This window comes from Cellulomonas jepli, from assembly GCF_047229345.1.
GTDB lineage: Bacteria > Actinomycetota > Actinomycetes > Actinomycetales > Cellulomonadaceae > Cellulomonas_A.
The window spans coordinates 1-11,455 of record NZ_JBFTER010000138.1 but is presented as its reverse complement, the minus strand read 5'-3'; the positions used below and the strand labels follow the sequence as shown (position 1 = coordinate 11,455).

The 11,455-nt window shown below is 75.3% G+C and carries 8 protein-coding genes and 1 pseudogene; 3 read left to right on the top strand and 6 right to left on the bottom strand.

All coding sequences use genetic code 11. The annotated features are described in order from the left end of the window. Together AB6N24_RS21360 and AB6N24_RS21355 are read right to left on the bottom strand one after the other, a co-directional pair. Positions 1-201 (bottom strand): annotated as a pseudogene (locus AB6N24_RS21360) (sensor histidine kinase); the annotation flags it as partial. After that, positions 198-932, bottom strand: a complete 735-nt coding sequence (locus AB6N24_RS21355; RefSeq protein ID WP_412871375.1) for a response regulator transcription factor — start codon at positions 930-932, stop codon at positions 198-200. The gene AB6N24_RS21355 and the pseudogene AB6N24_RS21360, both read right to left, overlap by 4 nt. A 124-nt stretch (positions 933-1,056) precedes the next feature. Between AB6N24_RS21355 and AB6N24_RS21350 the strand changes: the two genes are divergently transcribed. From AB6N24_RS21350 to AB6N24_RS21340, 3 genes are all read left to right on the top strand, one after another. Next, positions 1,057-2,025, top strand: coding sequence for a phosphatase PAP2 family protein (locus AB6N24_RS21350; protein ID WP_412871374.1), 969 nt, complete (start codon positions 1,057-1,059; stop codon positions 2,023-2,025). Positions 2,026-2,152: 127 nt separating this feature from the next. After that, on the top strand, positions 2,153-5,008 hold the full coding sequence (gene topA / locus AB6N24_RS21345) for a type I DNA topoisomerase (protein WP_412871373.1): 2,856 nt from the start codon (positions 2,153-2,155) through the stop codon (positions 5,006-5,008). 143 nt (positions 5,009-5,151) lie between these two features. After that, a complete protein-coding gene (locus tag AB6N24_RS21340) occupies positions 5,152-6,156 on the top strand; it encodes a Gfo/Idh/MocA family protein (protein ID WP_412871372.1) in 1,005 nt (334 codons plus the stop codon). 152 nt (positions 6,157-6,308) lie between these two features. Here the strand turns inward: AB6N24_RS21340 and AB6N24_RS21335 are convergent, their stop codons facing one another. The 4 genes from AB6N24_RS21335 to AB6N24_RS21320 form a co-directional block, all read right to left on the bottom strand. After that, on the bottom strand, positions 6,309-8,063 hold the full coding sequence (locus AB6N24_RS21335) for a GAF domain-containing SpoIIE family protein phosphatase (RefSeq protein WP_412871371.1): 1,755 nt from the start codon (positions 8,061-8,063) through the stop codon (positions 6,309-6,311). 119 nt (positions 8,064-8,182) lie between these two features. Continuing rightward, a complete protein-coding gene (locus AB6N24_RS21330; protein ID WP_412871370.1) occupies positions 8,183-9,082 on the bottom strand; it encodes an HAD family hydrolase in 900 nt (299 codons plus the stop codon). Next, the gene (locus tag AB6N24_RS21325; RefSeq protein ID WP_412871369.1) at positions 9,079-10,275 is read right to left on the bottom strand and encodes a cysteine protease StiP family protein; all 1,197 of its coding nucleotides are present in this window, start codon (positions 10,273-10,275) and stop codon (positions 9,079-9,081) included. Before AB6N24_RS21325 ends, AB6N24_RS21330 begins: the two co-directional genes overlap by 4 nt. Then, positions 10,272-11,455, bottom strand: a 1,184-nt coding sequence (locus tag AB6N24_RS21320; protein ID WP_412871368.1) for a phosphoribosyltransferase domain-containing protein, incomplete at its 5' end; no start/stop codon positions are given. The genes AB6N24_RS21320 and AB6N24_RS21325, both read right to left, overlap by 4 nt.

The following is an 11,455-nucleotide window of genomic DNA, read 5'->3' as shown; positions in this document are numbered from 1 at the left end:
GGCCCCGCCCGCCCGCGGGCCCGGCGCGTCCGCCGCCCGCGCGCTCGCGGACGCGAGGCGCGCGTCGACCTGGTCGGTCAGCGTCCCCCGCAGCGCGAGCGTCGAGACGACTCCCACGACGCCCGCGACGAGCGCGAGCAGCCCCACCAGCACCGCGACGAGGCGCCGCCCGAGGGTCCAGCGGCGGGGCGATCCCGTCACGGGGCCGGCTTGAGCACGTACCCGGCACCCCGCAGCGTGTGGATCATCGGCTCGTGCCCGGCGTCGATCTTGCGCCGCAGGTAGGAGACGTACAGCTCGACGATGTTGGCCTGGCCGCCGAAGTCGTACTGCCACACGCGGTCGAGGATCTGCGCCTTGGACAGCACCCGGCGGGGGTTGCGCATGAGGTAGCGGAGCAGCTCGAACTCGGTCGCGGTCAGCCGGATGTCGCGGCCGGCCCGAGAGACCTCGTGGCTGTCCTCGTCGAGGCGCAGGTCCCCGACGACGAGCACGGCCTCCTCGCGCTGGTCGACCGCGCCGGCCCGGCGCAGCAGCGCACGCAGCCGGGCCACGACCTCCTCGAGGCTGAACGGCTTCGTCACGTAGTCGTCGCCGCCCGCGGTGAGCCCCGCGACGCGGTCCTCGACGGCGTCCTTCGCGGTGAGGAACAGCACCGGGACGTAGGGGTGGGACGCGCGGATGCGGCGCAGCACCTCGAGGCCCGAGAGGTCCGGCAGCATGATGTCGAGCACGATCACGTCGGGCTCGAGGCGGCGCGCGTCGGCGATCGCGGCCTGCCCGCTCAGCGCGGACTCGACCTGCCAGCCCTCGTAGCGCAGCGCGGTCGAGAGGAGCTCGGCGAGCATGGGCTCGTCGTCGACGACGAGGGCCCGCACGGCGGTCCCGTCGGCACGGGTCAGGGGTTCGCGCCGGGGCGTCGTGAGCGTCATGCCGCCCAGCGTGCGCGCGCACCCTGTGGCGGGTCTGACGGAACCCTGTGAACTCTCTGTGGCCGCGTGCGCTCCGGCCGCCCCTCCGCGCACGAGGAGTCCGGGCGTCGCCTACCGTGGGGCCGTGCCCAGTGCGAGCCCACCCCGAGAGCGGCCCGTCGGACGCGTCCCGAGCGACGTGCCCGGCGGCGGCCGACGCGCCAGCAGCCTGCCCGGCGTCCTCGTCGCGGTCGTCGCGGTGCTCGGGATCGTCGCGACGTGGCGCGTCTTCGTCGAGACGTGGGCGGGCCAGTGGACCGAGGAGGCCGTGCTGCGCGGCGCCGAGTACGGCCAGGGCGCGCTGTGGACCGTGGCCGAGCCGGTGCTCGACGTCGTGTCGGTCAGCTACATCGCGCTCGTGCTCGTCGCGGCGATGCTCATCGCGCTCGTCCGCCGGCGGTGGGCGCTCGCGATCCAGGTCGTCGTGCTCGTCGCGGGCTCGAACGTCACGACACAGCTGATCAAGAGGATCGTCACCGACCGTCCCGACCTCGGGGTCCCCGGGCCGGAGATGAACGCGCTGCCGAGCGGTCACACGACCGCGGCCGCGTCCGTCTCGGCGGTGCTCGTGCTCGTCGTCCCGCCGCGCGTCCGGCCGTGGGCCGCGGCGCTCGGCGCCGGGTACACCGCGGCGACGGGCGTCTCGACGCTCGTCGGGCAGTGGCACCGGCCGAGCGACGTCATCGCGGCGGTGCTCGTCGTGCTGTTCTGGACGTGCGTCACGTGCGTGCTCGTCGCGCGCCACCCCGGGGTGCCCGGGGACGCACCGCGGACCGCGACCGGCGAGATCGCCCTCGCCCGCAGCTCGCGGTCCTCGGTCGCCGGCTCGCGCACCGGGGCGCTGCTGCTCGGGCTCGTCGGGGTCGCGGCCGCGGTCCCGTCCGCCGTGTCCCTGCGCCGCACGTGGGACCGCGCCGGTGAGCTCGAGGCGCGCGCCGACCTGCTCACCGCGTACGCGGGGGCCGTGCTCGGCGTCGTCGCGGTGAGCGCGCTCGCGTTCGCGGTGATCCTCCTGGTGCGGCACGCCGCCACCGCGCGCGTCGAGGCTCCTTGACGCAAGGTCGTAGAGTGCCGGGGCGACGGTGTCGACGCACCAGCCGGACCGGCGCGGGGCGACGACCGTCCGCCACCGGGGGCACGGCCTGCGAACCGTCCCCCACCCCACGAGGAAGCAGGAACGCATGTCCGCAGGTCGCAAGCTCGTCATCGTGGAGTCGCCCGCCAAGGCGCGCACGATCGCGGGGTACCTCGGCGAGGGGTACGACGTCGAGGCGAGCGTCGGCCACATCCGCGACCTGCCGCAGCCGAGCGAGCTGCCCGCGGACATGAAGAAGGGCCCTTACGGGAAGTTCGCCGTCGACGTGGACAACGGGTTCGACCCGTACTACGTGGTCGACGCCGACAAGAAGAAGAAGGTCTCGGAGCTCAAGCGGCTCCTCAAGGAGTCCGACGAGCTCTTCCTCGCGACCGACGAGGACCGCGAGGGCGAGGCCATCGCCTGGCACCTGCTCCAGGAGCTCAAGCCCAAGGTCCCCGTCAAGCGCATGGTGTTCCACGAGATCACCCGCGAGGCGATCCAGCGGGCCCTCGCGAACACCCGTGAGCTCGACGACCGCCTCGTCGACGCGCAGGAGACCCGCCGCATCCTCGACCGCCTCTACGGCTACGAGGTGTCGCCGGTCCTGTGGCGCAAGGTCCGCCAGGGGCTGTCCGCGGGCCGTGTGCAGTCCGTCGCGACCCGGCTCGTCGTCGAGCGCGAGCGCGAGCGCATGGCGTTCCGCACCGCCGAGTACTGGGACGTGACGGGGACGTTCGGCCAGGTCGACACGCGCGGCGACGAGACCCGCGCGGGCACCTTCGGCGCGCGGCTCGTGCAGGTCGACGGGCAGCGGGTCGCGTCCGGGCGCGACTTCGACGACCGTGGCCGGCTCCGCCAGCAGGACGTGCGCCACCTCGACGAGCCCGCCGCACGCGCCCTCGTCGCCGGGCTCGCGGAGTCGTCGTTCGAGGTCCGCAGCCTCGAGACGAAGCCGTACACGCGCAAGCCCGCCGCGCCGTTCACGACGTCGACCCTCCAGCAGGAGGCCAGCCGCAAGCTGCGCATGGGCTCGCGCCAGACGATGCGCACCGCGCAGGGCCTGTACGAGAACGGCTACATCACCTACATGCGTACGGACTCCCCGGCGCTGTCGTCGCAGGCGATCGACGCCGCGCGCCGCCAGGCCGGCGAGCTCTACGGCGCGGAGTACGTGCCCGACAAGGCGCGCGTCTACACGAGCAAGGCCAAGGGGGCGCAGGAGGCCCACGAGGCCATCCGGCCCGCCGGGGACCAGTTCCGCACGCCGGCGCAGGTCGCGCGCGAGCTCTCGGGCGACCAGTTCCGGCTCTACGAGCTCATCTGGAAGCGCACGGTCGCCTCGCAGATGGCGGACGCGCGCGGCTCGACGGCCTCGGTGCGGATCGGCGCGACGGCCCGGCTGGGCGCCCCCGGGGCGTCGGGCTCGCCGCTCGGTGACGGCGACGTCGACGCGGTGTTCGCCGCGTCGGGCACGGTCATCACGTTCCGCGGGTTCATGGCCGCGTACGAGGAGGGCCGCGACGCCGACCGCTACGAGGACGACGCCCCCACGGCCGTCGCGGGCGCCGACGGGGTCGACGGCGCGGCGGACGGTGCCGACGAGCCCACCGGCAAGGCCAAGGGCAAGGACAAGGCCGCCGAGGAGCGCGAGGCCCGCCTGCCCAACATGGTCGAGGGCGACGCGCTCACGGGCACGGACCTCACGGCCGACGGGCACCGCACGTCGCCGCCGCCGCGCTACACCGAGGCGAGCCTCGTCAAGGCGCTCGAGGAGCGCGGGATCGGCCGCCCCTCGACGTACGCGGCGACGATCTCGGTGATCCAGGACCGCGGCTACGTGACCGGCCGCGGGCAGGCGCTCGTGCCGAGCTGGCTCGCGTTCGCGGTGACGCGGCTGCTCGAGGAGAACTTCGACCGGCTCGTCGACTACGACTTCACGGCCGCGATGGAGGCCGACCTCGACGAGATCGCCGCGGGCAACCGCGAGCGCAGCGCGTGGCTGAGCCAGTTCTACTTCGGCGAGGACCCCGGGGTGGACGGCGGCGGCCTGCGCGGCCTCGTCGCGAACCTCGGCGACATCGACGCGCGCGAGGTCAACTCGATCGACATCGGCGACGGCATCACGCTGCGCGTCGGCCGCTACGGCCCCTACCTCGAGGACACCCGCGACCTCAGCGGGCCGGACGGGACGCCGCGCCGGGCGTCGGTGCCGGAGGACCTCGCCCCCGACGAGCTCACGGTCCCCAAGGCCCGCGAGCTCTTCGAGAGGCAGCCCGAGGGCGACCTGGTGCTCGGGGAGGACCCCGTGACGGGCACGACGATCGTCGCGAAGAGCGGCCGCTACGGCCCGTACGTCACCGAGCTGCTGCCCGAGCCCGAGATCGACCCGGGCCTGAGCGCCGCCGCGAAGAAGCGGGCCCTCGCGGCCGCACCGAAGCCGCGCACCGCGTCCCTGCTCAAGTCGATGGACCTGCAGACCGTCACGCTGGAGGACGCGCTGCGCCTGCTCTCGCTCCCGCGCGTCGTGGGCGTCGACCCGGAGACCGGGACCGAGATCACCGCGCAGAACGGCCGCTACGGGCCGTACCTCAAGCGTGGCACCGACTCGCGCACGCTCCCGTCCGAGGAGGCCATGTTCACGGTCACCCTCGAGGAGGCCCTCGCGATCTACGCCCAGCCCAAGCGAGGCCGGGGCGCGACCGCCGCGCCGCCGCTGCGCGAGCTCGGCGAGGACCCGGTGTCGAACAAGCCGATCGTCGTCAAGGAGGGCCGCTTCGGCGCCTACGTGACCGACGGCGAGACGAACGCGACGCTCCGCAAGGAGGACGCGGTCGAGTCGATCACCCCCGAGCGTGCGCAGGAGCTCCTCGCGGAGAAGCGTGCGCGCGGGCCGGTCAAGAAGAAGGCCCCCGCGCGCAAGGCCGCGGCCCCGCGCAAGAAGGCCGCCGCGAAGTCCTGAGCGGGTCCGCCGCGGGTCCGTCGCCGGGTCCGCCCGCGCAGGCGACGGACCCCGCGCCGGCGCACGGCGGGGCTGTGCCCGGACGTGCCGATCGTCACGCCGACCCGCAGGACCGTCGCGCCGCGCCGTACTAGGTTGGCCGCATGGCTCGCACCGAGGACCCGTCGACCGCTCCGTCCATCCGCTGGGGAATCCTGGGGGCCGGCAACATCGCCGGTGCCTTCGCCGACGCGGTGAACGCGCACACCCGCGCGCAGCTCGTCGCCGTCGGCTCCCGCAACCGGGACCGCTGCGAGCGCTTCGCGACCGCGCACGGCGTCCCGACGACCCACATCGGCTACCGCGACCTCGTCGAGGACCGTCAGGTCGACGCCGTGTACGTCGCGACCCCGCACTCCGAGCACCTCGAGCACGCGCTGCTCGCGATCGCCGCGGGCAAGCACGTGCTCGTCGAGAAGGCGTTCACCCGCAACGCCGCCGAGGCCGAGCAGGTGTTCGCCGCCGCGAAGGCCGCCGGGGTCTTCGTGATGGAGGCCATGTGGACGCGGTTCCTGCCGCACGTGGCCGCGCTGCACCAGGTCATCGACGCCGGCGAGATCGGCGAGATCGTCAACCTCACCGCCGACCACGGGCAGTTCTTCCCGTTCAACCCGGCGTCCCGGCTGTTCGACCCGCAGCTCGCGGGCGGCGCGCTGCTCGACCTCGGCGTGTACCCGGTGTCGTTCGCGCACGACTTCCTCGGTGTGCCGGACGCGGTGCACGCGACCGGCACGCTGACCGAGACCGGCGTCGACGGGCAGGCGTCGATCGTGCTGAGCTACGGCGACCGCACTCAGGCGACCCTCTCGACGACGCTGTGGGCCAAGACCCCGACGACCGCCGCGATCTCGGGCACCGAGGGCTTCATCCACGTCGCGGGCAACTTCTACGGCCCGTCGTCGTTCCGCGTGCAGCGCCGCGACGGTCGCGTGTGGACGTTCGAGCAGCCCGGCAGGAAGGGCCTGCAGTACGAGGCCGCCGAGGTCGCGCGCCGGGTCGCGGCGGGCGACACGCAGAGCCCGCTCATGACGTGGGACCACACGGTCGAGGTCATGCGGACGCTCGACGCCGTGCGCGCGCAGGTCGGGGTCGTGTACCCCGGGGAGTGACCGCGGACGGCCGGGGCCGCGCGCCCCGGCCGTCACCCCGACGCCCTGGCTGTCGACCGGCGCGCCGAGGCCCGCTCGACGGTGCAGCCCGGGCGCCGGCGCTCACCCCGCACGACGGGGCGAGCTCGACGCCACCGCCGGCGCGCCGAGGCTCAGCCCACGTCGATGACCTGGGCGGCGAGCAGCACGACGTCGTCCGCCGGCTGGCCGGCGACGAGCCCGCGGGCGAGCGCCGAGACGAGCTGGGCGGGGTCGAGGTGCGCGAGCCTGCCGGCGGCCTCGACGAGCGCGCTCGCCTCGTCCTGCAGCGACGTCCCCCGACGCTCGATGAGCCCGTCGGTGTGCAGCAGCAGCGTCTCGCCGGGCTCGAGCGCGTCGGTGTGGTCGTGGCGGGTCGTGCGGGCGTCGACGCCGAGGAGCAGGTCGTTCTGCGGTGCCCGCAGCGCCGCGCTCTGCAGCCCGGGCCGCACGAGGACGGGCGCGGGGTGCCCGGCGCTCGACCAGGTGAACCGGTACGCGCCGGTGCCCGGGTCGCGGTCGATGCGCCCGACGAGGGCCGTCGCGATGGTCCCGAGGCCCAGGCCCTCGATGGCCCGGTCGAGCCGGGTGAGCCACGAGGACGGGGTGTCGGGGTGGTCCCACGCGAACGCGCGCAGCGTCGAGCGCAGCTGGCCCATGCGCGCGGCGGCGTCCATGTCGTGACCGGTCACGTCGCCCACCATGAGCGCGACGCCGCCGTCGGGCAGCTCGATCGCGTCGTACCAGTCCCCGCCGACGCGGTCCGCGCGCCCCGCGGGCAGGTAGTGGGCACCCAGGCGCAGGTGCGCCGGCTCGGGCAGGGCGGTGAGCATCGCGTCCTGGAGCGTGCGCGCGACGTCGCGGCGCTGCTCCAGCAGCTGCGCGCGCTGCAGCGCCTGGGCGGTGTACGCCGCGAGCGCGTTCTTGATCGTCCGGTTGCCCTCGTCGAACTCGCGCGGCAGGCGCCAGCCGAGGGTGAGCACGCCGAGCAGCTCCTGCCCGGACACGAGCGGCAGGACGGCGCTCGCCCCGGCGTCGCGGGTCGTCGGACGCGCCATCGCCGGGAACCGCGCGACGAGCTCGGCGTTGTCCCGGAAGAACAGCGGCTCGCGCGTGCGGGCCACGTGCGCCGCGGGCCGGTCCTCGTCGATGCGTGCGCGCTGCCAGCGCGGGTCGAAGTCGTCGGTGAACCGCTCGACCGTCGTGTACGTCAGGCCCCGGCGGTCCGGGTCGAGCAGCGCGATGCCGGACGTCGTGGCGCCCAGCCCCGTGTCCGCGACGCGCGCCGAGGTCGCCGCGACGTCGTCGACCGTGAGGACGTCCTGGAACGCGTCGCTCACGAGCAGGAGCAGCCCGGCCTGGCGGTACGCGAGCGTCGCCTGCTGCTGCGAGCGGCGCGCCCGCTCACGCTCGCCCCGGAGCCGCAGCTCGGAGCTGCACGCCGCCGCGAGGTCCTCGAGGAGCGCGAGCTCGTCGGCCGTCCAGCGGCGCGGCACGTGGTCGATCACGCACATCGACCCGACCACCGCGTTCGTGTCGTCGAGCAGCGGGTAGCCCGCGTACGCGATCACGTCGAGCTCGGGGATCGCGGGGTTGTCCTTGAGCAGGGCGACGCGGCGGGCGTCGTCGACGATGAGCGGGGACCGGTCGGCGACGACGTACTTGCAGAACGAGTGCGTCAGGGGCGTGTGCCGGGACTCGTCGATGTCCGGGGGCAGCCCGGCCGCGCCGGGGTACACCTGCCCCTCCTGCGAGACGAGCGACACGAGCGCGAGCGGGACGCCGAGGTGGCGCTGCGCGACGCGCGCGAACCGCTCGAACGACTCGTCGCGCCGCGCCGGGAGCAGGGCGGAGCCGGGGAGGAGCGCGGCGGGGTAGAGCTGGGTCATGCCGACCTCCCGCGTCCTCGTGCCGGTCCTCGGGACGGCCTCGTCCCCGTCCCAGTGTGACAGCACGCGTCGCGCGGACGCAGGGCCCGGCCGGGGGGACCCGTCGGGGGGACGGCCGGTCAGGCGGTCACGGACGCGGTGTGCGCGCCGACCGCGCCGCGCGCGACCTCGCCGAGCAGCCACGTCAGCACGTCCTCGCCCGCCAGGATCCCGGCGCGCGCGGTGACGGCCACGTGCGGACGGGTCCAGCCGCTCTCGGCGAGCTCGCCGTGCGCCGGGCGCACGCCCGCGTGCGCGGCGTCGAGCAGGTCGGCGTCGAGCAGCGAGTCGCCCGCGGCGAGCACGCGCGTGGCACCGACCCGGTCCGCGAGCGCCGTCACCGCGGCGCCCTTGGTCAGCGCCGACGGGACGACGTAGAGCTTGCGGCCCTGCAGCGAGACGGTCCAGCCGCGCTCGGCGGCCCACCCGGACAGGTCCGCGACGAAGCCCTCGGGCAGCGCGGCGCGGTCGACGACCGCGTAGCAGAACAGCTCCTCGGCCTCGCGGCGGGACAGGGTCCACGCGTCGTCGAACGCGGTGCGCATGTGCTCGCGGACGTCGGCGAGAGGGACGCTGGTCGCGGCGAGCAGCTCGCGGACCGCGGCCGTCCAGGCGGCGTCGGGCTCGCCGTCGACCAGCAGGATGCCGCCGTTGGCCGCGATCGCGTAGGGCGACGGCGGTCCGGGGATGCGGATGCGGGCGAGCTGCGCGCGCGTGCGCGTGGTCGTGGGGACGACGACGGCGGCCGCCGCCAGCTCGACGAGCAGACGCTCGGCGCGCTCCGTGACGTATGACAGCGGGGCGCCGTCGTAGTGCTCGACGCACACGACCGCCGGCTCGGGGCCGTCCGGCAGTGCCATCGCGGCGCGCGAGTAGATGAGCGTGCGGTCGAGGTCGCACGCGACGACCGTCGGGCCCGTTCCCGGGCCTGCCGGGTGGGCCGGGGCCGTGCGCGGGGTGGGCGTCGGGCGGGCGGTCATGCGCGGACCTCCGTCGCGAGCACGTCGTCGCCCGAGCGGGCCCCGCGCGTGAACCCCGGGTGGACGAGGCCGACGCAGCGGTACGACAGGTCGGGCACCTCGACGACCTCGACGCCGCGCTGCTCGGCGAGCAGCAGGACGTGCGCGAGCTCCGGGTCGGCGCGGCGGCGGACCAGGACCTTCCACGGGACCCGGCGCAGCAGCACGCGCGTGGTCTCGCCGACCCCGGGCTTGACGAGGTTGACGCTGTGGATGCCGTGCTCGACGCTCAGCCGCTCGGCGGTCGCCCAGCCGCTCCACGTGGGCGTGCGGTCGCTCGCGGCGAGGACCGGCCAGTCGCGCGCGACGTCGTCGGCGACCTCGGCGAAGCGCTCCGAGACCGCGTCGAGGAACCGGTTCGAGACGTCCGCGTCGGCCAGCTCGGCGTAGAACTTCGCGCCGTGGAAGTCCCCGGGCCCGATGAGGTCGTCGTTGAGCACCGTGCGGGACACCAGGCCGGACACCGTCGAGTTCAGGCACGCCGACGGGATGAGGTAGTCCTCGCGGGTGCCGTAGAGCTCGACGCAGCCCGCGGGGTCGGCCAGCACGGCGAGGTCCGGGCGGAAGCCCTCGCCCGCACCGAGCCCGAGCGCCACGTTCGCCTCCGCGACCGCCGCGGTCAGCTCGCGCACGATCGCGCCCTTGCCGGTCCACCCGTCGACGAACATGACGTCCTGCGGGCGGTGGTGCGCGGCGAGGTGACGCAGCGCGACCGTGTCGATCCCGCGCCCACGCACGATGCTCACCGCGTAGTGGGGGAGGTCCAGCCCGTGCACCTCGCGCGCCCAGCGGCGCATGAGGATCCCGACGGGGGTCCCGGCGCGCGCGAGCGAGACCAGCACGGCGCCCCGGCCCCGCTCGGCGAGCGTGAGCTCGGTGACGACGCCGACAGCGTGCGCGAGCTTCGCCGCCGACTCCGCGAGCGACTCGTGGAACAGCTCCTGGTACTCGGCGCTCGGCTGGTACTCGACCGGGAGCGACTCGGCGTAGTGCGCCTGACCCGCCTGGATGGCCTCCTCGCGCTCCTCGAGCGGTGCCTCGAGCGCGACGTGGGTGAGGTCGGTGAGCAGCCAGGCGACCTCGTCGGCGGCGTAGCTCCCGAACTCCGGTCCGCGCAGCGGCGGCGGGAGCGGGGTGGGCGTGGTCGCGGTCACGGGGTGGTCTCCTGCGGGTGGGGTGCTCCGGCGGCGGGCCGGTACGAGGGGAGGACGAGGACGTGCGCGCGGTCGGTGTGCTCCGCGACGCGGGCGAGGAGCCCGCCGGGCGCGCTCAGCGCCGGGGTGTCGCCGGCCGAGTCGACGACCACCACGACGTCCGTGAACCGGCGTCGCGGGTCGGCGCCGGGCGCGACGTTGTACGCGAACCTGTCGCCGGGCCCGTCGGCGGGCTCGTCGTGGTCCGGGAACACCAGGCGGGTGCGGATCGCGTAGTCCTCGGCGTCGAGCGCGAGGACGGGGGAGCGGGTGGTCGACGAGAACGCGACGGTGGTGCCGTGCGCGTCGAGCCGGTCGGCGAGGCGCGCCGCGAGGAGCAGCGGCGCGTGCATGAGCTCCTCGGTGCCGAGCACGAGGACGCGCTGCGCGGTCGCCCCACCGGAGGGAGCGGTGCCGCCGAGGTGCTCCGCGAGGGCCGAGGCCGCGTCGCGGGCTGCGGCGGCGAGCCGGTCGAGCTGCTCCGGGGTCAGGCCGTGGCGCGCGCCGTCCGGGACGTCGGCGGGCCACCCGAGAGTGCCGAGCCGGGCGACGGCGCCGGGCCGTGTTCCGGAGGCGTCCGGCGCGGCGTCGTCCGGTGCGGAGTGCTCCTCGACGAGCCGTCGGCCCTCCGCGAGCACGTCGTCCCCGAGCGCGATGGTCCCGGCGACGAGCGCGACCGCGTCGATCCGGACCCCCAGGCGGTCGGCCAGGTCGGCCAGGCGCGCCCGGTCGGCGTCGGAGCGCACGTCGACCAGCGCGGCGACGACGTACCGGCCGCGCGGGTAGCGCTCGTGCAGCGCGGCGATCGTGTTGAGGATCGTCTGGCCCGTCGAGAGCTCGTCGTCGACGAGCACGAGCGGGCCCGGTCCCGCGAGGAACGCGGGGTCCTCGGGCAGGAGCAGGTGCGACGTCGCGTGCGAGTGCTGCTCCTCGAAGCCGCCCGCGAGCGCGACCCCGGGCACCGCGCGGCGCGTCGAGTGCAGGTAGCGGGCCCCGAGCGCCTCGGCGACGCCGTGGCCGAGCGCGGTGGCGGTCTCCGCGTAGCCCAGCACGACCGTGCCCGTGAGCGCCGGGGACGGGTCGTCGGCCTCGGGCAGCTCCTCGGGGACGTAGCCGAGCACCGCGCGCCAGAACGGGTAGA

Excerpts from the sequence above, each read along its gene's own strand:
- AB6N24_RS21355 (WP_412871375.1), bottom strand. The coding sequence starts at position 932 with ATGACGCTCACGACGCCCCGGCGCGAACCCCTGACCCGTGCCGACGGG.
- topA (WP_412871373.1), top strand. The coding sequence starts at position 2,153 with ATGTCCGCAGGTCGCAAGCTCGTCATCGTGGAGTCGCCCGCCAAGGCG.
- AB6N24_RS21340 (WP_412871372.1), top strand. The coding sequence starts at position 5,152 with ATGGCTCGCACCGAGGACCCGTCGACCGCTCCGTCCATCCGCTGGGGA.
- AB6N24_RS21335 (WP_412871371.1), bottom strand. The coding sequence starts at position 8,063 with ATGACCCAGCTCTACCCCGCCGCGCTCCTCCCCGGCTCCGCCCTGCTC.
- AB6N24_RS21330 (WP_412871370.1), bottom strand. The coding sequence starts at position 9,082 with ATGACCGCCCGCCCGACGCCCACCCCGCGCACGGCCCCGGCCCACCCG.